Source organism: Actinomadura monticuli, from assembly GCF_041463655.1.
In the GTDB taxonomy this organism is placed as follows: domain Bacteria; phylum Actinomycetota; class Actinomycetes; order Streptosporangiales; family Streptosporangiaceae; genus Spirillospora; species Spirillospora monticuli.
Genome location: NZ_JAXCEI010000004.1, coordinates 392,666 through 415,617 on the forward strand (window position 1 = coordinate 392,666; position 22,952 = coordinate 415,617).

General features: G+C 71.1%; 27 protein-coding genes. 10 read left to right on the forward strand and 17 right to left on the reverse strand.

The genetic code is table 11. The features are described from left to right. Positions 1 to 3: 3 nt before the first annotated feature. Positions 4 to 1,437 (reverse strand): gamma-aminobutyraldehyde dehydrogenase, encoded by a 1,434-nt coding sequence (locus SM611_RS11020; protein ID WP_371949250.1) that lies wholly within the window; start codon positions 1,435 to 1,437, stop codon positions 4 to 6. Between the two features lie 164 nt (positions 1,438 to 1,601). Here SM611_RS11020 and SM611_RS11025 point away from each other — a divergent pair, with 164 nt between their 5' ends. The 3 genes from SM611_RS11025 to SM611_RS11035 all read left to right on the forward strand — a co-directional run bounded on the left by SM611_RS11025 (position 1,602) and on the right by SM611_RS11035 (position 2,794). Then, a complete protein-coding gene (locus SM611_RS11025; RefSeq protein WP_371949251.1) occupies positions 1,602 to 2,063 on the forward strand; it encodes an Lrp/AsnC family transcriptional regulator in 462 nt (153 codons plus the stop codon). Between the two features lie 95 nt (positions 2,064 to 2,158). Further along, positions 2,159 to 2,413: a type II toxin -antitoxin system TacA 1-like antitoxin gene (locus SM611_RS11030; protein WP_371949252.1), complete on the forward strand. Its 255-nt coding sequence runs from the start codon at positions 2,159 to 2,161 to the stop codon at positions 2,411 to 2,413. Then, positions 2,414 to 2,794, forward strand: a complete 381-nt coding sequence (locus SM611_RS11035; RefSeq protein ID WP_371949254.1) for an NUDIX hydrolase — start codon at positions 2,414 to 2,416, stop codon at positions 2,792 to 2,794. Positions 2,795 to 2,832: 38 nt separating this feature from the next. Here SM611_RS11035 and SM611_RS11040 read toward each other — a convergent pair whose 3' ends face one another. Beyond that, the gene (locus SM611_RS11040) at positions 2,833 to 3,264 is read right to left on the reverse strand and encodes an HIT family protein (protein WP_371949256.1); all 432 of its coding nucleotides are present in this window, start codon (positions 3,262 to 3,264) and stop codon (positions 2,833 to 2,835) included. 144 nt (positions 3,265 to 3,408) lie between these two features. On the opposite strand from SM611_RS11040, the gene SM611_RS11045 reads away from it, so the two are divergent. Both SM611_RS11045 and SM611_RS11050 read left to right on the forward strand, forming a co-directional pair. Next, positions 3,409 to 4,077, forward strand: coding sequence for an ATP-binding cassette domain-containing protein (locus SM611_RS11045; RefSeq protein ID WP_371949257.1), 669 nt, complete (start codon positions 3,409 to 3,411; stop codon positions 4,075 to 4,077). Beyond that, entirely contained in the window at positions 4,074 to 4,763 is a 690-nt protein-coding gene (locus tag SM611_RS11050) for a hypothetical protein (protein ID WP_371949258.1), read from the forward strand. Before SM611_RS11045 ends, SM611_RS11050 begins: the two co-directional genes overlap by 4 nt. 18 nt (positions 4,764 to 4,781) lie before the next feature. Here SM611_RS11050 and SM611_RS11055 read toward each other — a convergent pair whose 3' ends face one another. Genes SM611_RS11055 through rlmN form a run of 3 tightly spaced genes read right to left on the reverse strand, consistent with a single transcriptional unit; the run spans position 4,782 to position 7,374 of the window. Further along, positions 4,782 to 5,609 carry a DUF1963 domain-containing protein gene (locus SM611_RS11055; RefSeq protein WP_371949259.1) on the reverse strand — a complete coding sequence of 276 codons (828 nt, stop codon included), beginning with the start codon at positions 5,607 to 5,609 and terminating at the stop codon, positions 4,782 to 4,784. 59 nt (positions 5,610 to 5,668) lie between these two features. Next, complete coding sequence (locus SM611_RS11060) at positions 5,669 to 6,172, reverse strand: DivIVA domain-containing protein (RefSeq protein ID WP_371949260.1); 504 nt, start codon at positions 6,170 to 6,172, stop codon at positions 5,669 to 5,671. Positions 6,173 to 6,228: 56 nt separating this feature from the next. After that, a complete protein-coding gene (gene rlmN / locus SM611_RS11065; RefSeq protein WP_371949261.1) occupies positions 6,229 to 7,374 on the reverse strand; it encodes a dual-specificity RNA methyltransferase RlmN in 1,146 nt (381 codons plus the stop codon). A gap of 114 nt (positions 7,375 to 7,488) precedes the next feature. On the opposite strand from rlmN, the gene SM611_RS11070 reads away from it, so the two are divergent. Beyond that, positions 7,489 to 8,634, forward strand: coding sequence for a suppressor of fused domain protein (locus tag SM611_RS11070; protein ID WP_371949263.1), 1,146 nt, complete (start codon positions 7,489 to 7,491; stop codon positions 8,632 to 8,634). Here the strand turns inward: SM611_RS11070 and SM611_RS11075 are convergent. The 5 genes from SM611_RS11075 to rpsB all read right to left on the reverse strand — a co-directional run bounded on the left by SM611_RS11075 (position 8,631) and on the right by rpsB (position 13,079). Beyond that, on the reverse strand, positions 8,631 to 9,698 hold the full coding sequence (locus SM611_RS11075) for a phosphatidate cytidylyltransferase (RefSeq protein WP_371949265.1): 1,068 nt from the start codon (positions 9,696 to 9,698) through the stop codon (positions 8,631 to 8,633). The two genes, SM611_RS11070 and SM611_RS11075, sit on opposite strands and share 4 nt — an antisense overlap. Beyond that, positions 9,698 to 10,255 carry a ribosome recycling factor gene (gene frr, locus SM611_RS11080; RefSeq protein ID WP_371949267.1) on the reverse strand — a complete coding sequence of 186 codons (558 nt, stop codon included), beginning with the start codon at positions 10,253 to 10,255 and terminating at the stop codon, positions 9,698 to 9,700. Before frr ends, SM611_RS11075 begins: the two co-directional genes overlap by 1 nt. Before the next feature lie 74 nt (positions 10,256 to 10,329). Further along, positions 10,330 to 11,031, reverse strand: coding sequence for a UMP kinase (gene pyrH, locus SM611_RS11085; protein ID WP_371943654.1), 702 nt, complete (start codon positions 11,029 to 11,031; stop codon positions 10,330 to 10,332). Positions 11,032 to 11,183: 152 nt separating this feature from the next. Further along, positions 11,184 to 12,020 (reverse strand): translation elongation factor Ts, encoded by an 837-nt coding sequence (gene tsf / locus SM611_RS11090; protein ID WP_371949269.1) that lies wholly within the window; start codon positions 12,018 to 12,020, stop codon positions 11,184 to 11,186. Positions 12,021 to 12,104: 84 nt separating this feature from the next. After that, positions 12,105 to 13,079: a 30S ribosomal protein S2 gene (gene rpsB / locus SM611_RS11095; protein WP_371949270.1), complete on the reverse strand. Its 975-nt coding sequence runs from the start codon at positions 13,077 to 13,079 to the stop codon at positions 12,105 to 12,107. 383 nt (positions 13,080 to 13,462) lie between these two features. On the opposite strand from rpsB, the gene SM611_RS11100 reads away from it, so the two are divergent. Then, a complete protein-coding gene (locus tag SM611_RS11100) occupies positions 13,463 to 14,164 on the forward strand; it encodes a murein hydrolase activator EnvC family protein (protein ID WP_371949272.1) in 702 nt (233 codons plus the stop codon). A gap of 76 nt (positions 14,165 to 14,240) precedes the next feature. Here SM611_RS11100 and SM611_RS11105 read toward each other — a convergent pair whose 3' ends face one another. Continuing rightward, positions 14,241 to 15,152 (reverse strand): tyrosine recombinase XerC, encoded by a 912-nt coding sequence (locus SM611_RS11105; RefSeq protein ID WP_371949273.1) that lies wholly within the window; start codon positions 15,150 to 15,152, stop codon positions 14,241 to 14,243. Positions 15,153 to 15,310: 158 nt separating this feature from the next. On the opposite strand from SM611_RS11105, the gene SM611_RS11110 reads away from it, so the two are divergent. The 3 genes from SM611_RS11110 to dprA are packed head-to-tail and all read left to right on the forward strand — an operon-like array spanning position 15,311 to position 18,407. Further along, a complete protein-coding gene (locus SM611_RS11110; protein ID WP_371949275.1) occupies positions 15,311 to 15,664 on the forward strand; it encodes a YraN family protein in 354 nt (117 codons plus the stop codon). Beyond that, positions 15,664 to 17,217, forward strand: coding sequence for a YifB family Mg chelatase-like AAA ATPase (locus SM611_RS11115; RefSeq protein WP_371949277.1), 1,554 nt, complete (start codon positions 15,664 to 15,666; stop codon positions 17,215 to 17,217). Before SM611_RS11110 ends, SM611_RS11115 begins: the two co-directional genes overlap by 1 nt. Beyond that, entirely contained in the window at positions 17,214 to 18,407 is a 1,194-nt protein-coding gene (gene dprA, locus SM611_RS11120) for a DNA-processing protein DprA (RefSeq protein ID WP_371949278.1), read from the forward strand. Before SM611_RS11115 ends, dprA begins: the two co-directional genes overlap by 4 nt. A gap of 234 nt (positions 18,408 to 18,641) precedes the next feature. Here dprA and SM611_RS11125 read toward each other — a convergent pair whose 3' ends face one another. The 6 genes from SM611_RS11125 to rimM all read right to left on the reverse strand — a co-directional run bounded on the left by SM611_RS11125 (position 18,642) and on the right by rimM (position 22,942). Then, positions 18,642 to 18,956: a DUF2469 domain-containing protein gene (locus tag SM611_RS11125; protein WP_371949279.1), complete on the reverse strand. Its 315-nt coding sequence runs from the start codon at positions 18,954 to 18,956 to the stop codon at positions 18,642 to 18,644. Beyond that, the gene (locus SM611_RS11130; protein ID WP_371949281.1) at positions 18,953 to 19,678 is read right to left on the reverse strand and encodes a ribonuclease HII; all 726 of its coding nucleotides are present in this window, start codon (positions 19,676 to 19,678) and stop codon (positions 18,953 to 18,955) included. The genes SM611_RS11125 and SM611_RS11130 overlap by 4 nt, the downstream gene beginning before the upstream one ends. Positions 19,679 to 19,969: 291 nt before the next feature. Further along, positions 19,970 to 20,854, reverse strand: coding sequence for a signal peptidase I (gene lepB / locus SM611_RS11135; RefSeq protein WP_371949282.1), 885 nt, complete (start codon positions 20,852 to 20,854; stop codon positions 19,970 to 19,972). A 165-nt stretch (positions 20,855 to 21,019) separates the two neighbouring features. Continuing rightward, a complete protein-coding gene (gene rplS, locus SM611_RS11140; RefSeq protein WP_067632127.1) occupies positions 21,020 to 21,370 on the reverse strand; it encodes a 50S ribosomal protein L19 in 351 nt (116 codons plus the stop codon). A 118-nt stretch (positions 21,371 to 21,488) separates the two neighbouring features. Further along, positions 21,489 to 22,433, reverse strand: coding sequence for a tRNA (guanosine(37)-N1)-methyltransferase TrmD (gene trmD, locus SM611_RS11145; protein WP_371949283.1), 945 nt, complete (start codon positions 22,431 to 22,433; stop codon positions 21,489 to 21,491). After that, on the reverse strand, positions 22,430 to 22,942 hold the full coding sequence (rimM, locus tag SM611_RS11150) for a ribosome maturation factor RimM (RefSeq protein WP_371949285.1): 513 nt from the start codon (positions 22,940 to 22,942) through the stop codon (positions 22,430 to 22,432). Before rimM ends, trmD begins: the two co-directional genes overlap by 4 nt. Between the last annotated feature and the right edge of the window lie 10 nt (positions 22,943 to 22,952).

The following is a 22,952-nucleotide window of genomic DNA, read 5'->3' on the forward strand; positions in this document are numbered from 1 at the left end:
TGGTCAGCCGCCGATGTAGTGCATGACGTGCTTGACGCGGGTGTAGTCCTCGATTCCGTACATCGACATGTCCTTGCCGTAGCCGGAATGCTTGAAGCCGCCGTGCGGCATCTCCGACACGAACGGTATGTGGGTGTTGACCCACACGGCGCCGAAGTCCAGGGCCTTGGTCATGCGCATGGCGCGGCCGTGGTTCTGCGTCCACACGCTCGCGGCGAGGCCGTACTTGACGCCGTTCGCCCACTGGACGGCCTGCTGCTCGTCCGAGAAGCCCTGGACGGTGATGACCGGGCCGAACACCTCGTTCTGCACCATCTCGTCGTCCTGCTTCAGGCCGGCGACGACGGTGGGCGCGAAGAAGTAGCCGCGGTCGCCCACGCGTTCGCCGCCGGCGAGGACCCTCGCGTGGCCGGGCGCCCGCTCGACGAACCCTTGGACGCGGGCGAGCTGGGCCTCGCTGTTCACCGGGCCGTAGTAGGCGTCGGCGTCGCTCGGCGGGCCGACCGCGGTGCCCTTCGCGGCCTCGACGAGCGCCTCGGTGAACTCGCCCCGCAGCCGTTCGGCGACGAGCACGCGCGTGGCGGCGGTGCAGTCCTGGCCCGCGTTGAAGTACCCGGCCTCGGCGATGCCGGTCGCCGCGGCCTCGACGTCCGCGTCGTCGAAGACCACGACGGGCGCCTTGCCGCCGAGCTCCAGGTGGACGCGCTTGAGATCGCTGGCCGCCGCGGCGGCGACCTCCATGCCGGCCCGGACGCTGCCGGTGATCGACACCATCTGCGGCGTGGGGTGCTCCACCAGCGCGCGGCCCGTGTCGCGGTCGCCGCAGATCACGTTGAAGACGCCCGGGGGCAGGAACTCGGCGGCGATCTCGGCCAGCATCAGCGTGCTCGCCGGGGTCGTCTCGGACGGCTTGAGCACGACGGTGTTGCCCGCCGACAGCGCCGGCCCGAACTTCCAGACCGCCATCATCATCGGGTAGTTCCAGGGCGTGACCTGCGCGCACACCCCGATCGGCTCCCGCCGGATCGAGGACGTGTGGTCCGCCATGTACTCGCCGGTGGCCTTGCCCTCCAGCACCCGGGAGGCACCGGCGAAGAAGCGGAGGTTGTCCACCATGGGCGGCATCTCCTCGTCCAGGGTGAGCTGGACGGGCTTGCCGGTGTCGCGGACCTCGGCCTTCACGAGCTCCTCGGCCCGCGCCTCGACCGCGTCCGCGAACCGCAGCATCGCGAGACTCCGCTCCGCCGGCGTGGCGTCGCGCCAGGCGGGGAAGGCGCCGGCCGCCGCGCGGAACGCGGCGTCGACGTCCTCGGCGCCGGACACGGGCGCCTCCGCGTACGTCTCGCCGGTGCTGGGGTCGACCACCTCCAGCGTCCGCCCGTCCTTGGCGTCCACGTACTCGCCGCCGATAAAGTTGCGCAGCCGCTCGCCGCTCATCCTCAGGTCCCTCCTGGGCACCGTCGCCCGTTGTGTCCTGTTGGCCCGACCCTTACAGAGGTTTCAGCCCAACACAAGTGATTCCGTTGTTACGATCCAGTTTCACGACTGATTCACTTGGCCCAGACGCCTCACACCCCCGATGCCGCAGCTAGGAGACATTGATGGAACGCGCAACCCGCGTCCAGCTCGACGAGACCGCGAAGCACATCATCGAGCAGCTCCAGCAGGACGGCCGCCGCTCCTACGCCGCCATCGGCAAGGCCGTCGGACTGTCCGAGGCCGCCGTCCGCCAGCGCGTCCAGAAGCTCCTCGACGCCGGCGTCATGCAGATCGTCGGCGTCACCGACCCGCTCATGCTCGGCTTCTCCCGGCAGATGATGATCGGCGTCAAGTGCGAGGGCGACCTGGAGAAGATCGCCGACGAGCTCGCCGACCTCCCCGAGATCGACTACGTGGTCATCACCGCCGGCTCGTTCGACATCCTGCTGGAGCTCGTCTGCGAGGACGACGAACGGCTCCTCGAACTCCTCGGCCGCATCCGCGCCGTCCCGGGCGTGGTGTCCACGGAAAGCTTCGTCTACCTCAAGTTGCGCAAACAGACTTACTCCTGGGGAACGCGCTGACTCCACCGCACACCCGACGATTCTCGTTCTCAATGGGGATGTCCTGGCAACACCTCGCGGCGTACTTTTAGATGCCGTAAGGAGGGAGACCGGCCATGCCCGAGTCGGTTCGCCAGGACCTTCCCGCTACCGAGCAGATCGCCTTCCGCATCTCCGCCGACCAGTTCCTCGTGATCCGCAAGGCCGCCGAGCTGGTCGGCTGGACGGTCGACGACTTCGTCCTCTCCACCGTCCTGGACCGCGCCGAACGAGACCTCTACGAACACGCCGCCGCCCAGCAGACCCCCGCCGCCCCCGCCGACCCGGACCCGTCCGGCCCGTTCGTCGCGCTCCTAACGGCCCTGACCTGAATGGACCGGCCGCTGGCGCGCGACGGCCATGGCAACACCCTCCTCGCCTTCGTCCCGGCGCCCTGCACCCCGCCGACCGACGCGCCGACCTCCGTTGCCCTCACCGTCCTCTGGCACGGCCCGCGGGTGCTGCTGGTCTTCGACCGCCGCCGCTCGCAGTGGGAACTGCCCGGCGGCATGATCGAGCCGGGCGAGACACCACTGCGGGCGGCCATACGTGAACTGCACGAGGAGTCGGGCCTGCACGTCCCGGCCCTCGTGCTCGCCGGCTACGCCCACTTCCACCTCCCGGCCCCACCCCGCCACGAGTACGCCGCCCTCTACACCGGCCACGCGCTCCCAGGCCACGCCTTCACCCCGAGCCGTGCGGAGCTTCCCTAACCGGACCTCGGCCGTGAGGACTTCCGCCTACGAGGGCGCTAGCCGGTGATGGCTTCCGCTAGACGCGCGGCATAGCCGGCGGCCTCGGCGTCGGAGTCGTACTTCTGCCGCGGCCAGAAGAACCCGCGGAGCCCGTCCTTGCGGTTGCGCGGAACGACGTGCACATGCAGGTGCGGGACGCTCTGGCTCACCCGGTTGTTCATGGCCACGAACGATCCCGCCGCGCCGAGAGCCGACTCCATCGCACCGGCGAGCCGCTGCGCATGCCCGAAGAACGGCCCCAGCCGCTCACCGGGCAGATCCGTGAGCATCTCGACGTGCTGCCGCGGAACCAGCAGCGTATGCCCCTTGAACAAGGGCCGCGCATCCAGAAACGCCATCACGTCCGGCGCGTCCAGCACGACATGCGCTTCGCGCTCCCCGTTGATGATCTCGCAGAACAGACAAGCCTTATCACCCACGGCGCTCATCCCCCCATCCTCCCAACTGCGGAAGCCGACCGAGCGCCCCACGCAGGACGTGGCCTAACACCGTCCTTACAGGGGTGTCCCTAGCGTGTGGGTCCCATGCGGCTGGAGAATGTCGCCTTCCGATATCGGCGCAGAGATCCCTGGGTGTTCAGGGATGTGTCGCTGTCCCTGGCGGCCGGAAGCGTGACCGAGGTGACGGGGCACAACGGGGCCGGTAAGTCCACGCTGCTCCGCGTGATCGCGGGCCTGCGCAGGCCGCGCCTGGGCGTCGTCACGGACCGTCCAGCGCGGGTCGGGTATGCGCCCGAGCGTTTCCCCGTGGACCAGCCGTTCAGCGTCCGGGCGTATCTGGGGCACATGGCCGCCCTCCGCCGTACGCCAGGGGACGCGGTCGGCGCCTGGGCGGAGCGGCTCCGCTTCGATCACCTCCTCGACGTGCGGCTGCCCGAACTCTCGAAGGGCAGCGCGCAGAAGGTCGGGCTCACGCAGGCCCTGATGGACGACCCGGAACTCCTGATCCTGGACGAGCCCTTCGCGGGCCTGGACGCCGCGACCCGTGACGCGCTCCCCGGCCTGATCTCCGATCTCGCGGCGGGCGGCACCACCGTCGTCATCAGCGACCATCAACGGTGCATCGAAGCCCTGCCGGGCATCGACCGGCTACGGGTGGCCGATGCCGCCGTGACCCCCCTCACGCCCAGCGGGACCACGGACTGGACCGTCCTCGAGGTCGAGGTGCCCGGCGACGAGGCCGACGCCCTGGAGACCAGCCTGCGCGCGGACGGCTACCGGGTGCGGAGGCCCGGACGATGATCGCGCTCGTCCGGTTCCAGATCGCGGGGTATGCGCGCTCGCTGCGCATCCTCCAGCCGTTCATCGTCGTGGCGCTGTTCGTCGTGCTGATCCTCGTTCAGGGACCGTCCGGCCCGGACGCCTCCGATCTCGCCGTCAGGACTTTCGCGGACGTGGCGGCCATCATGTTCCCCGTGTGGGCCTGGGCGGCGCGCGCCCTGCTCGATACGCAACCGGACGAGCAGCGCGCATTGACGGCCACCGCCGTCCGCCGCCCCTCCACCCCGATCTGGGCGGGACTTCTCGCGGCCTACGCGACAAACGTCCTCCTCGGGCTCCTGGCGTTGGCCCTCCCCCTCGTGCAGGCCGTCCAGGCGGGCTCCCCCGGCTTGGCCATCTCGGCCGGCTGCGCCCTGAACCTTCTGGTCGCCGTCCCGGGAACACTGCTCGGCGCCTGGACGAGCCGAGCGCTCATCCCCGACCCCGGCATCTCCCTACTCGCGCTCCTCGGCGGCGCCGCCGCCCTTCTCCTGCTCGGCATGGGCCCCCTCTCCTGGCTCTCCGTCCCGATGATCGAATGGCTACGCGCCGCCCACGGCGGCCCCGACGCCTTCACCTCCGCATTCCCGGCGATCGCCCTCCACCTACTCCTCTGGTCCGCAGCCGCCGCCACCCTCTACACCACAACCCCCCGCCACCACCCCTGAGGCTGCTGGGCGTGTGTTCTAGGCGGCTTGGAGGGTCAGCCAGGTTTCCTCCAGCGGGGTGTCGTGGCGGTTGGCGAAGTAGACGCGGCCCGGGTCGCCCCAGTACCAGCCGAGGCGGGGGTCGGAGTCGAGTTGCAGGAGGAGGCGCCAGTCTTCCGCCTTGCGTCGCTCGTCGGAGGTGAGGGGCGGGGAGGCCGGGGAGTCGAGGGTGCGGCCCGTGGAGGCGTAGAGGCAGTCGGGCCCGATCGGGCGTTGGACGAGGGTCGGCCATCCGCCCAGCTGGTGCGCCGGTGCGTTGTCCGGCCAGGTGTGCCGGGCCCAGGCCGCGTGGAGTTGCGCGTAGACGGGCAGGATCCCGCTGTAGATCGTCTCCAGCCGCTGGACGGCGGGCTCCTGAGGTGAGGGCATGGAGAGGAACGGGGACGCGCCCAGTTCGGTCTTCGGGTACGAGGCCGCCTTGGGCGGGGGCTTCGCCGTCCGCAGGGGGCCGGTGTAGACGCGCCAGCCGTCCCGTTGTGCGGTCTCGTCGCCCCAGGGCCGCGGGATCCCGGAGGCGTAGTAGAACGTCATCGTGCCAGTGGCGGGCAGGCCAGGTATCTCGCCGAAGGACGCGAAGTCCGAGAAGTCGACCGCGCCGAGGAAGTCGAGGGGGCGGCCGTTCCATTCGGGCCACGGTTCGTCCGGTGGGAGCAGCGCCGTGCCGCCGAGGTGCACGGGTACGCCGTCCCCGGCACCGAGGCGCAGCGCCGGCCTGGCGAGGGGCAGCAGGACGGCCGTGGCCTCCGGGGCGAGGAAGGCGTCCAGCAGGAGGCGGAGCCGGCGGAAGTGCGCGATGAAGTAGTCCATGCACGTAGCGTCACTCAGCCGAGCGGCGCCGCGCAGCGTCCGGCGAAATTGTGGATAACTCAGCGTTCCAGGGCGCTGGCGAGTTGCACCAGGAAGCGGTCGACCTCCTGCTCCTCGTACCCGGGCCCCAGCCGGACGACGCGGAAGGCGCTCTCGCGCACGTCCCGGGCGGTCACGGGCGGGGCGGTGCCGCGCAGGCCCGCGACCACGCGGTCGAGGAACGCGTCCACGTCCCGGACGTCGTAGCCGGTGCGCAGGCCGGCGCCGGAGAACCGGGCGTTCTGGATCCAGCTGATCAGCCAGGCCGGTTGCGCGCGCGGCCGCCCGGGACGTTCCGCGATCGGCGCCCTGGCCTGGAGTTCCCTGATGCACTCGCGCAGCAATTCGTCCACCGCGCGGTTGTCGTAGCCGCGCAGGACGACGTCGAAGCGGACGCCGCGCACCTCGTCGGCGGAGATCGGCGGCCCGCCGTTCAGCGCGTGCGAGATCCGTTTGAGAAGGGTGTCGACCTGCGACCGGTCATAGCCGCGCATGACCACCGGCAACCGCGCACCCGTCTTCACCGGTACCGTGCTCCTCCGCGCGCCCGCGGGACGCCGGGGGAACGCCCGCGGTGCGCTCAGTCCTCGGTCGACGCGGCGAGCTGGCCGCAGGCCCCGTCGATCTCCCTGCCCCGAGTGTCGCGCACCGTGACCGGGACCCCGTGGGCCTCCAGGCGCCGGACGAACTCGCGCTCGTCCTCCGGCCGGGAGGCGGTCCATTTGGAGCCCGGCGTTGGGTTCAACGGGATCAGATTGACGTGTACGAGATTCCCGCGCAAGAGCCTGCCGAGAAGATCGGCCCGCCACGCCTGGTCGTTGACGTCCTTGATGAGGGCGTACTCGATGGAGACGCGGCGGCCGCTGCGGTCGGCGTAGGCCCACGCCGCGTCCAGCACCTCGGACACCTTCCACCGGTTGTTGATGGGGACGAGGTCGTCCCGCAGCTCGTCGTCCGGCGCGTGCAGGGACACCGCCAGGCGGACGGACATGTCCTCCGCGGCGAGCTTCTCGATGGCCGGGACGAGCCCGACCGTGGAGACGGTCACCGAGCGCTGGGAGATGCCCAGCCCGGCGGGTGCCGGATCGGTGATGCGCCGTACCGCGCCTATCACCGCCTTGTAGTTGGCCAGGGGTTCGCCCATGCCCATGAAGACGATGTTGGAGACCCGGCCAGGGCCGCCTGGGATGCGCCCGCGGGCGAGTGCGCGCGCGCCGGCGGTCACCTGCTCGACTATCTCGGCGGTCGAGAGGTTGCGTGTGAGCCCGGCCTGACCGGTCGCGCAGAAGGGACAGTTCATGCCGCACCCCGCCTGGGACGAGACGCACATCGTGGCCCGGTCGGGGTAGCGCATCAGGACCGATTCGAACAGGACGCCGTCGAACGCCTTCCAGACCGTCTTGAGCGTGGTCCCGCCGTCGCAGTCCAGTTCGCGGACGGGGGTCAGCAGCGATGGCAGCAGTTCGGAGACCAGGCGTTCGCGGACGGCCGCCGGCAGATCCGTCATCTTGCCGGGATCGTCCACCAACCGGGCGAAATAGTGGCGTGAGAGCTGGTCGGCGCGGAACGGCTTCTCACCCAGCTCGGCGACCGCCTCGCGGCGCTCCGCCGTGGTGAGGTCGGCGAGGTGCCTCGGCGGCTTGCCGCGCCTCGGGGCGGCGAAGACGAGCTTCGCCGGGGTCTTCTCGGGCGCGGCGCCGGTGGTGGCGGGCTGGGTCGTAGACATGGTCCTTCCAGTGTCGCAAACGACGGACCGTGCATTGTCCGTCTGCGGACGGCTGCCCACCCGCGTAGGACGACATTCCTGCACATGACCTTGTGTGCGACTAAGGTCTCGATCATGTCGGTTTTGCGTAGGGGCGGGGTCTCGTCCCGGGGATCCGCGGCCAAGGTCGTCCACGCCGCGGCGAGCCCGTACGGCAGTCGGCGGCTCGTCGTCGAGACCGACGGCGACGTCACCGTGGCCTACCTGAAGGACGCGCGGGACTCGGTGGTCGGGGCGACATGGGTCGCCAACCACAGGAAGGCTCCCCAGGAACTCGACCAGGGCCGGCTGGACGCCGGCCGCGCGCCCCTCCTGCCCGACTCCCATGTGCGCCATCCGTCGGGACGCAAGGCGCTGGACGCCGAATCCCTTGAGGTCGTGTGGTTCGAGGAGGGCGACGGCGTCGCCGTCCTGGAGGCGGGCGACCCCCTGTTCGTGATCCCCGGCTGGTCGGACATGGGACGCGGCATCCCCGGATACGCCCGCGACGCCGCGCTCCAGAGCCCGTTCGCGTTTCCCCTGGACGAGGAGATCGAGGACTTCGGACCGCGCATCGACCAAGCGCGCGAGCACTGGAAGCGGTGCCGCGCCGACGGTTCCTGGGCCGAGTTCCAGCAATCGGTGCTCGGCCACCTGCTGCAACGGCTCGGCCCCAGTGGCCACTACTGGCACGACGTCGGGCGGCAACTGGCGAGCGGCAGGGCCGGTGTGGCCCCGACCGTAGGCGTGTCGGAACGTCCCGCCAGAGGCGGCCGGGACTTCACCGTGCTGAGCACCGTCGGGATGAGCCGCCAGCGCATGCCCACGGTCGAACTCTACGAAGACGACGTCGCCCCATACGGACGCATCGAACTCGCCGTCGCCAGCACGCTCCCCAGCCAGAAGGCCGGCAGCATCTTCCCCTGGCTGGCGCAGTACCCATGGCGATCGGTGACATGGTTCGCCCCCGGAGACGTCGTCAAGTGGTATCACGAGGCCCGCACGTTCCCGCTCAGCAGCGGCGAGTCGGCCTGGGAAGGCGTCCTGCTCCTGGACGATCCGAGCCGTCTGGCAGGTCCTGAGGCTCCCGCGCTGGCCGGGCACACGCTCAACGGCGACGCCGTCCGGTGGCTGTGGCTCGTGCCCATCACGGGTGAGGAGCACCGCTACGCGAAGAGCGAGGGATCGGACGCGCTCATACGCCGCCTCGCGCAGCAGGGCCGATCCTGGGTCATCTCCTAGGTCGGGAGGAACAGCTCCAAGAGCAGCCACACGACGGGGGCCGTCGCGACGAGGGAGTCGAGGCGGTCCATCACCCCGCCGTGGCCCGGAAGGAGCGTTCCCATGTCCTTGATGCCGAGGTCGCGCTTGACCATCGACTCGACGAGGTCGCCGGCCGTCGCGGTGACCACGGCCGCGAGCCCGATGATCACGCCCTGCCAGACCTGCCCGCCGTCCAGCAGCCACCAGACCAGCCACCCGCCGACGGCCATGCACGTGATCGCCGACCCGGTGACGCCCTCCCACGTCTTCTTGGGGCTGATCGTGGGCGCCAGCTTGTGCTTGCCCAGGAAGGAGCCCGCGAAGTATCCGCCGATGTCACTGGCGACGGTCGTGGCGATGAAGATGACGATGCGGTGGTCGCCGTCGTCCGGGCGCATGAGCAGCGCGACGATCCCGCCCATCAGGACCAGGTAGCCCGCTACGAACGCTCCTGCGGCGACGTCACGCACGTACCCCGCCGCGCCCTCCATCATCCGCGTCATCAGCAGGGCCAGCACCGTCAGGGACACCGCGGCCACCGTCGCCGTGGGCCCCCAGACGTACGCCACGACCGGCGTGCCGACCATTCCCGTCGCGACCGGGATGAACGGGACGCGGATGTCACGGCTCTTCAACGCCTCGGTCAGCTCGCGCATACCGAGGAAGAGGAACACGATCATCACGGCAAGGAAGATCTCCTTGACCGTGTAGAGCGACCCCAGCACCAGTGCGCCCAGCCCGACGCCCACGCCGATGGCCAGGGGCAGGTTGCGTCCGGTCTTACTCTCCCGTTTGCCTTCGGCGTTCGCAGAAGAGGCTTCGGGAGGCGCCTCGGACGGCGCCCGGTGATTCGGTTCGGAGGGCGCCCCGAACGGCGTCGCGACGGTGGCGCCGGCGGGCGGCACGTCCGACAAGGGGGCGTCCTCAGGGGGACCGTCCTGCTCGGAGGGCGAGTCGAGTGCTTCTCCGGGGGGCGGGCCGGCCATGTCGACCTCCGGCTCGTCCGGGGAACCCGAGGGCTCCCCGGCATCGTCGAGTTTCATCAAACCTCGAGCAGTTCAGCCTTCTTGTGCTCGAGCAGCTCGTCGATCTGCGCCACGTAACGGTGCGTCGTGTCGTCGAGCTCCTTCTCCCCGCGCCGGACCTCGTCCTCGCCGGCCTCGCCGTCCTTGGCGAGCTTGTCGAGGGTGTCCTTGGCGCGGCGCCGGATGTTGCGGATGGAGACCCGGCTCTCCTCCGCCTTCGTCCCGGCGACCTTGATGAAGTCCTTGCGGCGCTCCTCCGACAGCTCGGGGAACACGACCCGGATCACGTTGCCGTCGTTGGTCGGGTTCACCCCGAGGTCGCTGTCGCGGATCGCCCGCTCGACCGCCTGCATGGACGACTTGTCGAAGACCTGGACGATGACCATCCGCGGCTCCGGCAGGGTGAACGACGCGAGCTGGTTGATCGGCGTCGGCGTCCCGTAGTACTCCGCGGTGATCTTGTTGAACATCGCGGGGGTGACCCGGCCGGTGCGGATGGCCTGGAAGTCCTCCTTGGCGACCGCGACAGCCTTCTCCATCTTCTCCTCTGCTTCGAGGAGGGTCTCGTCGATCACTGTGACTCCCATGTCATCTGGTCGGCCCTGGTCCTGCGGTTGCACGGCGCGCTCGGCGCCGTCGCGGGCTGCGGTCAGCCCTGTGCCGGGCTGACCAGCGTGCCGATCTTCTCACCCCGGACGGCCCGGACGATGTTGCCCTGCCCCATGAGGTCGAAGACCACGATGGGGAGCACGTTGTCCATGCAGAGACTGATGGCCGTGGCGTCCATGACCTTCAGGCCCCGCTGTAGAACTTCACCGTAATCCAAACGGTCGAACTTGACCGCGTCTGGATTCTTGCGTGGATCGGCGTCGTACACACCGTCCACTTGGGTTGCCTTCAGTACCGCCTCCGCACCGATCTCCAGCGCGCGCTGGGCGGCGGTCGTGTCGGTGGAGAAGAACGGCTGTCCGAGGCCCGCGCCGAAGATGACCACGCGGCCCTTCTCCAGGTGCCGGATGGCGCGCCTCGGGATGTACGGCTCGGCCACCTGGCTCATGGTGATGGCGGTCTGCACCCGCGTGTCCAGGCCGAGCTTCTCCAGGAAGTCCTGGAGGGCGAGGCAGTTGATGACGGTGCCGATCATCCCCATGTAGTCGGCGCGCCCGCGGTCCATGCCGCGTTCCGCCATGACGGCGCCGCGGAACATGTTGCCGCCGCCGCAGACGACCGCCACCTGCACGCCGTCCCGGACGGCTTCGGCGATGGCCTCGGCGACGTGCTGGACGACCTCGGGGTCGATGCCGAGCGGATCGCGTCCGGCGAAGGCCTCGCCCGAGAGCTTCAGCAGCACCCGCTTCCATCCGGCCCGGGGCGCGTGCCCGCCGGCGGTGGGCCCACCGGACGACGAGGCCGCCGTCGCGCTAGTGGTCGTCTTGTCCGGCACGTCGGCGGCCTCCTCGTTGCGTTGCACTATCTCTCGGGTACCCCGTCTCCAGAGTGCCCCTACGCCTGCCCGACCTTGAACCGGGCGAAGCGGACGACCTTCACGCCGGCCTCGTCGAGGATCTTGGCGATGGTCTTCTTGTTGTCCTTCACGAACGCCTGCTCCAGGAGCACGAAGTCGCGGAAGTAGGCGTTCACCCGGCCCTCGACGATCTTGGGGATGGCCTGCTCGGGCTTGCCCTCGTCGCGGGTGAGCTGCTCGGCGAGCGCCCGCTCCTTCTCGACCGCCTCGGCGGGGATCTCCTCGCGGGTGAGGTACTTCGGCGCCATCGCGGCGATCTGCTGCGCGACGTCCTTGGCGACCTCGGTGTTCTCGGTGTCCAGCTCGACCAGCACGCCGGTGCTCGGCGGCAGGGACGGGTCGGACTTGTGCAGGTAGCTGGCCACGTAGGCGCCCTGGAAGTGGGCGAAGCGGCGCAGCTCCAGCTTCTCGCCGATCTTGGCGCTGTTCTCCTCGATCAGGGCCTGGACGGTCTTGCCCGGCTCGATCTCGGCGGTCAGCAGCGCGGCCGCGTCGCCGGCACCGCTGCCGGCGGCGAACTCGACGAGGCGCTGGGCCAGCTCGATGAACTGCGCGTTCTTGGCGACGAAGTCGGTCTCGCAGTTGAGCTCCAGGAGCGCCCCGTCGCCGGAGTTCGCAAAGTGCTCGGCGACCAGGCCGTTGGCGGCGGTGCGCTCGGCGCGCTTGCCGACGTCCTTGGCGCCCTTGAGGCGCAGCAGCTCCGTCGCCTTCTCGAAGTCGCCGTCCGCCTCGGTCAGGGCGTTCTTCACGGCCATCATGCCGGAGCCGGTCAGGTCGCGCAGCCGCTTGACGTCAGCGGCGGTGAAGTTGGCCATCGCTCTCTTCGCTTCTCTCGTCGTTGATCGTGGGATCCGCGACGGTCCCGGCGGCACCCGTGCGGGGCCGCCGGGACCGCGGGATCAAGCCTGCTCGGCCTCGGCGGGCTTCGGGGCCTCCTCGGCCTGCTCCGCCTCGGGGGCCTGCTCCGCCTCAGGGGCGGCGGCGTCCGCCTCGGGGGCCTGCTCCGCCTCGGGAGCGGCGGCGTCCGCCGCCGGAGCCTCCGCCGGAGCCTCGGCCTCGGCCGGGGCCTCCTCGGCCGGCTTGTTCTCCAGCAGGTCGCGCTCCCACTCGGCCAGCGGCTCGGCGCCGCCGGTGGCGGCGGCGCCCTCGGCCGGCTTCTCGTCCCCGCCGGTCGCGGCGCCCGCGCGGGCGAGGAGGCCGTCGGCGACGGAGTCGGCCACCACGCGGGTCAGCAGGCTGACGCTGCGGATGGCGTCGTCGTTGCCCGGGACGGGGTAGTCGACCTCGTCGGGGTCGCAGTTGGTGTCGAGGATCGCCACGACCGGGATGCCGAGCTTCTTGGCCTCGTTGACCGCGATGTGCTCCTTCTTGGTGTCCACGATCCAGATGGCGCTCGGAACCTTCGCCATGTCGCGGATACCGCCGAGGGTGCGCTCCAGCTTGTCCTTCTCACGGCGCAGGCCGAGGAGCTCCTTCTTGGTCATGCCGGAGCCGGCCACGTCGTCGTAGTTGATCTCCTCCAGCTCCTTGAGCCGGGTGAGCCGCTTGTGGACGGTGGAGAAGTTGGTGAGCATGCCGCCCAGCCAGCGCTGGTTGACGTAGGGCATGCCGACCCGGGCGGCCTGCTCGGCGATGGACTCCTGCGCCTGCTTCTTGGTGCCGACGAACAGGATCGTGCCGCCGTGGGCCACCGTGGCCTTGACGAACTCGAACGCGCGGTCGATGTAGGACAGCGACTGCTGCAGGTCGATGATGTAGATGCCGTTGCGCTCGGTGAGGATGAAGCGCTTCATCTTCGGGTTCCACCGGCGGGTCTGGTGGCCGAAGTGGACGCCGCTCTCGAGGAGCTGCCGCATGGTGACGACGGGTGCCATTGCCCGTGTTCTCCTTCTCTGGCCCTGCCGGGCCGCATTTGGTTGTCTGCCTGCGCCCGGGTGCGGCCCCACCGTCGCCTTCGCGACGGACCAAGGGACTGCGCCCCACCATGTGCGGTGGCATGCGGACGCGTGAAATCAGCCGCCGTGGGCTGTCCCAGGCGGCTGGCCCGTTGCCGGGTCTGGACCTGTCCGTTCTGGAACGGCTTCTCGTCTCCCCGCCGGGGCGGATCGATGACGGCCTGGCCCTGGCCGGTGTCCTTCCGGGCACGGTTACAGATTATCAGGGCGCCGACGCGTCCGGGCATCAACGGTTCCGCGGGGTTATCCACAGTTCGGCGATCCTGTCGACGCGCCGCCGGGGGCCCGGCAGGCTGCCGTGCATGACGCTGCTCACGGTTCTGCTGACCTGCATGATCGCCACCGGCGCACCGGGCCTGGACGCCTGGCGATGGCCGTTAGGCCCGCCCGCTCCGCGGGTGCTGCGGGCCTTCTCGCCGCCGTCCAGCCCGTGGGGGCCCGGCCACCGCGGGGTGGATCTCGCGGGGCGTCCCGGGCAGGCCGTCTACGCCGCCGGGCCGGGACGCATCTCCTACGCCGCCCACCTGGCCGGACGCGGTGTCGTCGCGATCGACCACGGGACGCTCCGGACGACGTACCTGCCGGTCAGGCCGAGCGTGCGCGCTGGGCGGCGGGTCGCGCCGGGCACCCGGATCGGCGTCCTGGAGGGCGGCCCGCCCCACTGCCGGGTGCCCTGCCTGCACTGGGGGCTGCGCCGCGGCGCCCTCTACCTCGACCCGCTCGACCTCGTCCAGCGGCGGGTACGCCTGCTGCCTCGCTGGCCGCGCCCGTCCCCGTCCCCGTCCCCGTCCGCAAGCGCAGCTCCCGAGCCGCCGCGTCCCCGGATGGCCCTGCGCGACGCCACGACGGCGACGGGCGGTGCGCTGACGGGGATGGTCCTGACGCTGACGGTGGCCTTCGCCTGGCGCCGTACCCGCATCCGTTTCCGCCTTCACCGCCGCCGGCATCCGCCGCCGGGTGTGATCAACCTGTCCCAGGAACGCCGCCTGCGCCGCGCTCCCTGACCACCGCGGTCGCCACTCGGCCCCCTCGCGTGGGCCGGGCGGCGATTCCTCGCCGCGCCGTTTCCCCGGGGTCAGGTCAGTCGGACTGCGTGCCGCGGGGGTGCGCCTGGCGGTGGACCTGCTTCAGGCGTTCGGCTGAGACGTGCGTGTAGAGCTGGGTGGTCTGCAGGGAGGCGTGCCCGAGGATCTCCTGGACGCTTCGCAGGTCCGCGCCGCCCTCCAGCAGGTGGGTGGCGGCGCTGTGGCGCAGCCCGTGCGGGCTCAGGTCCGGCACCTGACCGACCTCGGAGATCCGGGTGTGGACGAGGCGGCGTGCTGTCGTCGGGTGCAGGCGTCCCCCGCGAACGCCCAGGAACAGGGCCGGGCCGCTGTCTTCGTTCGCGAAGGAGGGACGTCCTGCGCGCAGCCAGTCCTGGACGGCGCGGACGGCCGGTTCCCCTACGGGGACGATGCGTTCCCGTCCGCCCTTGCCCAGGACGCGGATCGTCCTGCGTCCGGTGTCCAGATCGTCGATGTCGAGCCCGCACAGTTCGCTGACGCGGACGCCCGTCCCGTAGAGAACTTCCAGGACGGCCAAGTCGCGGAGCCCGAGAGGGCCATGGGCATCGATGGTGTCGAGCAGGCGCGCCGCGTCGTCCTGGGTGAGGACGCCGGGGAGGTCGCGTTGCCGCTTGGGGGTGCCCAGCAGGAGCCCTGGGTCGTCCTGGAGAACGCCGCGCCTGTGCAGATGCCTGGTGAACGCGCGGGCGGCGGCCGTCCGGCGGGCCAGGGTGGCGCGGGAACGGCCAAGTGCGTGCTGGCGTGCCAGCCAGGCCCGCAGTAGCGAGACGTCCAGGTCCGCGGGTTCGGCAACGCCCGCGACGGCGGCATAGGCGCACAGGTCGGCCAGGTCCCCGAGGTAGGCGCGCAGCGTGTGCGGCGACACGTCGCGTTCGGCGCGGAGATGTCGCCCGAAGTCCGCTACGGCGTCCTCCAGCGCGTTGGTCACAGCCGCCACGCTGCGCCACCGGCCCCGCCGGCGCAAGCACCGAGCGGCGGGTCCCCGTGAATCGCCGCTGATCTCCGACCGGGTTATCCACAGAACGTCGTTCACCGACGACGCTCCGTCATGGTCCGGCAACGTCGGAGGCCGGAGGTGAGGCACCCATGAAAGCTCACATCAGTCTCGGCCGGCGGGGCGAGGACGCCGCCGTCGACTACCTCGTCGGCCTCGGCTGGACGATCCTCGACCGCAACTGGCGATGCCGCGAGGGCGAACTCGACATCGTCGCCCACGACGGGCGCCGGCACGTCGTCTGCGAGGTGAAGACCCGCCGCTCCACGCGGTTCGGCGACCCCCTCGAAGCGATCACCGCGGACAAGGCGGCCCGGTTACGGCGATTGGCCTGGCAGTGGGCGGCCGCCCACGGGGTCGGCGGCACGCCCGTGCGGGTGGACGTCCTCGGCCTGATCGGCGACGGCGACGGCTTCTCGGTCGACCACCTGAGGGAGGTGTGCTGATGACGCTCGCGAAGACACGCTCGGTATCCCTGGTCGGGGTCGACGGCTTCGTCGTGGACGTGGAGGCGGCCATCACCAGCGGCGTCCCGGGCCTGCACCTGGTCGGCCTCCCCGACACCGCGCTCAGCGAGGCCCGCGACCGCGTCCGCGCCGCCATCTTCAACTCCGGCGAAGACTGGCCCAACCGGCACGTCACGGTGTCGCTGTTCCCGGCGAGCATGCCGAAGAAGGGCTCCACCTTCGATCTGGCCATAGCGATTTCGCTGCTCGCGGCGGCGGAGGTCGTCTCGCCGCGCAGCTGCGCGGGGCTGGTGCTGATCGGCGAACTCGGCCTGGACGGCCGCATCCGCCCGATTCACGGCATCCTGCCCGCCGTGCTGGCCGCCGCCAACCGGGGCTGCCGCACGGTCGTCGTGCCGCAGGCGAACGCCGCGGAAGCCGCACTCGTCCCCGACATGGAGGTCGTGTCCGCGAGCACGCTCCGCGGCCTGCTGTGCCTGCTGCGGGACGAGCCGCCGCCCATCGAGGAGGACGTGGACGACGACCTCGCCCTCCCCGCGGCCAGATACGCCATCAGGCAGCAGGAGATCCCGCCCGACCTGGACCTGGCCGACGTCCGGGGGCAGGCCGAGGCGCGGCGGGCGCTGGAGATCAGCGCGGCGGGCGGGCACCACCTCTTCTTCGCCGGGCCGCCGGGCTGCGGGAAGACGATGCTCGCGGAGCGGCTGCCGACGCTGATGCCGGCGCTGGAGCCCGAGGTCGCGCTGGAGGTGACCGCGATCCACTCGGTCGCGGGAACCCTCCGGCCGGGCCAGCCGCTGATCACCCAGCCGCCGTTCTACGCCCCGCACCACACCGCCTCGCGGGCGTCGATGGTCGGCGGCGGTTCGGGCCGGGTGCTCCAGCCGGGCGCCGTGTCCCTCGCCCACCGGGGCATCCTCTTCCTGGACGAGGCACCGGAGTTCATGACGGGCACCCTCGACGCCCTGCGCCAGCCCCTCGAAGAGGGCGAGGTGCGGATCTCCCGCATCGAGGGCATAGCGCACTTCCCGGCGCGGTTCACGCTCGTCCTCGCGGCGAACCCGTGTCCGTGCGCCGCCGCGAAGCAGATCGACTGCTCCTGCGCGCCGGGCGTCCGCCGCAAGTACGCCGGCCGCGTGACCGGCCCGCTCCTTGACCGCATCGACCTCAAGCTGGAGTTGGCGCCGGCCAGCCGGGCCGAACTCCGCTACGACCTCGAATTCGCCGAGTCCAGCAAGGTGGTGGCCGAACGCGTCGAACTCGCCAGGGAACGGACACGGCACCGCCTTGCGGACACCCCGTGGCGTTCCAACTCCGAGGTTCCCGGCCCGGAACTGCGCAGACGATTCACACCGTCCGCCGAAGCGATGACCAGCGCGGATGAGGCGCTGCAGAGGGGCACGCTGAGCGCGCGCGGCCTCGACCGCATCCTCCGCGTCGCCTGGACCATCGCCGACCTGGCGGGGCACGACGAGCCCGGCCCGGACGACATCGGCGGCGCGCTCGCCCTCTGGTCGGCGGGGCGCCAATGAGCGACCAGAGAACCGCCCGCGCCACCCTCACCGCCGTCGCGGAGCCCGGCGACGCCTTTCTCAACCGGATCATCGACCACTGCGGTCCGGAGGAGGCGCTCGACACGATCCGCACCGGCCGCCTCCCCAGCGCCGTGGAGGCCACGCCCAAGGAGGTCCGGCGTCTCGGACAGTGGCGGATTCGGCTGATCGCCGCCGAACCCGACCAGGACCTGGCCGTCTGCGCCCGGTTCCGCGGCCGCCTCATCTGCCCGGGAGACCCCGAATGGCCGACGACCCTCGACGATCTCGGCGCGGGGCGCCCCTACGCCCTGTGGCTGCGCGGCCCCGGCGACCTGCGCTACTGCTGCCTGCGTTCGGTCGCCATCGTCGGGTCCCGCGCCGCGTCCCCCTACGGCCTGCGCGCCGCCGCCGACTTCGCGTCCGACCTCGCCGACGGCGGCTGGACGGTGATCTCCGGCGGCGCCCTCGGCATCGACGCCGCCGCCCACCGCGGCTCGCTGGCCGCCGACGGCCCCACCGTCGCGGTCCTCGCCAACGGCGTCGACGTCCCCTACCCGGCGTCCAACGAGGGGCTGTTCGCGGAGATGGCGCGACGGTCCCTGCTGGTCAGCGAGTCGCCGCCGGGCACCCATCCGCACCGCCTCCGGTTCCTCGTCCGCAACCGCGTGATCGCCGCCCTCTCCCGGGGCACGGTCGTCGTCGAGGCGGAGGCGCGCAGCGGCGCCCTGAACACCGCCGCCTGGGCGGCCAAGCTCGGCCGCGTGGTCATGGCCGTGCCGGGCCCGATCACCTCCCGCTCCTCGGTCGGCTGCCACCGGCTCCTGCGCGAGGAGGGCGTCACGCTGGTCACCCGCCCCGAGGAGATCATCGAGGCCGTGGGACGGATCGGCGCCGACCTCGCACCGCCGCCGGACACCCCCGTCCTCCCCCGCGACCGCCTGGAACCGGTGACGAGATCGGTCCTGGAGGCGTTCCCCGCGCGCGGGGCGACCGGACCCGCGCAACTCGCCGTCAAAGCGGGCGTGGCCCTGACCACGGTCAACGCCAAGCTGGGCCTCCTGTCGGCGGCCGGCTTCATCGAGCGCACCTCGTCCGGCTGGCGCCTGACGAAGTCCGGGAAATCCCCCAAGGGCCCGGCTCCGGAAGCCGAGCCCTTGCAGCCCGCCCTCCCCGAGGAGCCGAGATGACCTGACCACCGACCCAGGCGACAGAGGCGGCCGACCATGCCCGGCCGCCACCACCGCCGCCGGCCGCCCAGCGCGCCGAACACGAACACCGGAGCACGGATGATCCCTGAAACGCGCACGCCCTCCCGCGCCCCGACCACAAGAGAGCGAGCCCACGCGACCGAAAGGCGGGGCAGGCGCGTCCGAGGGCAGGTCACGCGTCCGGGGGTGAGTCATGTGTTCGGAGGGGGCGGGTTACGTGTCCGAGGGGAGTTCGAAGTCGCTTTTGGCGAGTTCTTCGACGTTCACGTCCTTGAAGGTGACGACACGCACGTTCTTGACGAAGCGGGCGGGGCGGTACATGTCCCAGACCCATGCGTCCTGCATCGTGACCTCGAAGTAGATGTCGCCGGTGTCGGCGCCGCGCACCTGCAGGTCGACGGAGTTCGTGAGGTAGAACCGGCGCTCGGTCTCGACGACGTAGCTGAACAGCCCGAGGACGTCCCGGTACTCGCGATAGAGCTGCAACTCCATCTCGGTCTCGTACTTTTCGAGATCCTCCGCGCTCACGCTCGTGCCCCTTCCGCGCGGCCTTCGCCGGAGACCTCCCCTTCGGTCTCCTCCTCCAAGGCCACATCCCCATTGTTACGCAAGGCCCGCCCGACATTGACGTAGGAGAACCGATGCTCCGGACATGGACCGTGCTCGGCGAGCGCTTTGCCGTGCGCGCGGGTCACATAGCCCTTGTGGACGTCGAAGCCGTACTCGGGGTAGCGCTCGTGGAGTCCGACCATGATCCGGTCTCGGGTGACCTTCGCGACGATGGACGCGGCGGCCACGCAGGCCGCGGCCTGGTCGCCCTTGATCATCGCGAGACCGGGGACGTCCAGGCCCGGCACGGGGAAACCGTCGCTCAGCACGTAGGCGGGCCGGTGGTCGAGGGCGGCCAGGGCCCTCCGCATCCCGGTGATGTTGCAGCGGTGAAGCCCGATCCGGTCGATGTCGTGGCACGGGATGACGGTCGCGCTCCACGCGTACGCACGCTCGGTGATCTCCATGTACAGCTCTTCGCGGCGGCCCGGAGTGAGCAGTTTGGAGTCGGCGAGGCCGTCGATCCGGCCACGTCCGCCCTGCAGGATCACCGCGCCGACCACCAGCGGTCCCGCGCAGGCCCCGCGCCCCGCCTCGTCGACACCGGCGACGGGGCTGAACCCGCCGTGCGCCAGGGCGCGCTCGTAGGCGAACAGCCCGGCGTCCCGGCGCGGCGTGAAGCGGAGTGGACGTCCCTTCATGCTCCGCAGCGTACGTCCCCGCCCCCGTCCGCCGCTCCCCGAATGACCGTGATCACCCATCATGCCCGCCGCCCTCCACGGCCGGCTCCCGTCCGGAGATGCCGCTACTGGTGCCGGCCCTGTTCAGGCATCGCGAGGCGGCCCTGGCGGCGTTCGGCATGCGTCCACGGCGTTGGCGGTGCGCGGTGGCATGGGGAGTGCCCGGTTCGTACGCTTTGTCGCGGCACGCCGGTGTGGCGGGGCGCCCCTGCCCAGAGGGATCGAGCCCGCCACGGGTCGTGCGGACGACGGTCAGGTGGTTCTCAAGCGGTGGCGGCGGAGATACGCGAGCGGGAGCGTGAAGAGGACGCCCAGGGCGTACGGGGTCGCCGGAACCGCGACGGCGGCGGATTTCTCCAGGCCGCGTTGCTTGAAGGTGTCGGGGATCGGGAGGGTGCCGAGGCGGTCGAGGGGCCACACGATGACGAAGGCGCGGCCGATGACGCGGTCGATCGGGATGGTGCCGCCGCCGGGATCGCCGCGGTGGGAGCGGGAGTCGTAGGAGAGTTCGCGGTGGTCGCCCATGACCCAGAGCTGGCCCGGCTTCACGGTGACGTCGAACGGGTCGTTGGACGGCTTGTTCTGCTCGTGCGTGATCGGGTCGGTGAAGAGGTAGGACTTCTCCTCCAGCGGGACGCCGTTGACGGTGACGCGGCCCTGGGCGTCGCAGCATTTGACGTGGTCGCCGGGGATGCCGATGACGCGCTTGATGTAGTCCTTCTCGTTGGGCGCCACGCCGAACGCGGTGCCGACGGCGCGCAGCGCCTTGGAGACCGGGTTGCTGGGCTCCTCGACCTGGACTTCCGGATCCCAGGAGTCCAGGCCGTTGAAGACGATCACATCACCGCGGGCGATGTCCCGGGTGTGGTAGACGATCTTGTTGACGAGGACGCGGTCGCCGACCTGGAGGGTGTTCTCCATGGAGCCGGACGGGATGTAGAACGCCTGGACCGCGAACGCCTTGATGACCAGTGCCAGCACCACGGCGACGACGATGAGGACGGGGAGCTCTTTCCAGAAGGAGCCCTGCTTCTTCTTGCGCTTGCCGTCGTCCTCGGAGTCGTCCTCGGCCGACTCGTCGGCCGGGTTCACGGGCTCCTTCTCTTCGGGCACCGCGCCCTCGGCCTCGGATCGCACGTCTCTCCGATCGTCCTCGTCAGTCATCAGAGTAAAAGCCTAGCGGCGCGGGCCCCGCGGGACGCCGCCCACGGGCGTGTCGCCGCCGGAGCCCGTCCCGCCCGTCCGGAAAGGGCAACGCCCCGGTCACCGTCGCGGGTTCCCGGGGCGTCCTCGTTCATCGGCTCAGTGCTCGCGCTTCTCCTTGATGCGCGCGGCCTTGCCGCGCAGGTTGCGCAGGTAGTAGAGCTTGGCGCGGCGCACGTCGCCGCGGGTGACGACCTCGATCTTGTCGATCGAGGGGCTGTTGAGCGGGAACGTCCGCTCGACGCCGACGCTGTAGCTGACCTTCCGGACGGTGAACGTCTCGCGGGCGCCGCCGCCCTGCCGCCGGATCACCACGCCCTGGAAGATCTGGATACGGCTACGGTTGCCCTCGGTGACGCGCACGTGCACCTTCAGCGTGTCGCCCGGACGGAAGTCCGGGACGTCGGCGCGCATCGCGGCCTTCTCGATCTCCTGGATCAGGGTGTGCATCGCAGCGGTTCCTCATGGTCGAACGCGGGCGTCGAGAGGCCCCAATGGGACTTTCGTGGGGGCGTCGCGCCGCGGGAAGTGGTCTTCGGGTGCCATGCGCTCTGGACGCACGGACGCTCTAGTCTGCCATACCTTCGGAGTCAACCGGAAAACCGGCCTCGCGGAGGACGGCGCGGTCCCGCTTGTCGAGGTCCTCCAGCGCGAAACGGGCGAGCAGTTCGGGACGGTGCCGGGCCGTCCGCCGGAGTGCCTCGTCGCGCCGCCAGCGGGCGATCGCGCCGTGGTGACCCGACAGGAGCACGTCCGGAACCGGCCGGTCCCGCCACACGGGCGGCTTGGTGTACACGGGGCCTTCCAGGAGCGACTCCATCGCGCCGGGGGCGAAGGAGTCGTCCGCGACCGAGTCGGCGTTGCCGAGGACGCCGGGCAGGAGACGTCCGATCGCCTCGACCATCACCAGGACGGCGACCTCACCGCCGGCGAGGACGAAGTCGCCCAGGCTGACCTCGTCCACGGGCATCCGCGTTCGGGCCTCCTCGGCCACGCGGGAGTCGATCCCCTCGTAGCGTCCGCAGGCGAACACGAGCCAGGGCTCGGCGGCGTACCGCACCGCGTCCGCCTGCGTGAAGGGCCGCCCGCTCGGCGTGGGAATGATCAGCCGCGGCACGGCCCCGGCGCCCGCCGCCGCGGTCACTTCGGACGAGCCCGCGGTCGCGCCGCCGGACGTCCCATCGGATACCGGCGCCACGCCAGGCTCCGGCCCGCTCCGGCCGGACGCCGGGCCGAGCGATGATTCGTCAGGCTCCGAAGGAAGCGTTCGTGATCCCTCAACCGGCGGAGGGACCAGCATGTCGAGGGCTTCGCCCCAGGGGTCGGGTTTCATGACCATGCCGGGGCCGCCGCCGTACGGGGTGTCGTCGACGGTGCGGTGCCGGTCGTGGGTCCAGTCGCGCAGGTCGTGGACGCGGACGTCCAGCAGGCCGGCGCGCCGGGCCTTGCCCAGGAGGGAGATGTCCAGGGGGGCGAAGTACTCAGGGAATATCGTGACGATGTCGAGTTTCATGATTCGTCGAGCAGTCCGGGGGGCGGGTCGATGACGAGCCGCCCCCCGGGAACGTCCACCTCGGGGACGAGCGCGGCCACGAACGGCACGAGCTTCTCCCCGCCGGGCCCGCGCACGACCAGGAGGTCCTGGCCGTGGTGCAGGACGTCCGCGACCTCGCCGACGCCGACGCCGTCCGCGGTGAGCACGGCGAGGCCGATCAGCTCCTGGTCGTGGAACTCGTCCGGGTCGGCGGACGAACGGATGTCACCGGGGTCGACGACGAGCCAGGTGCCGCGCAGGGCCTCGGCGGCGTCGCGGTCGCCGACCCCGGCGAAGCGCACGAGCAGGCGTCCCGAATGCCAGCGGATCCGCTCGACGGTGAGCGGACCGGCGGCGCCGGGGTCGGTGGCGATCTCTGTGCCCGCGGCGAACCGGATGTCCGGCTCGTCCGTGCGGACGTCGATGGTGACCTCACCGCGAACCCCGTGCGGCCGTCCGATCCGTCCCACTACGAGCGGTTCGCTCATCGGAACGCCA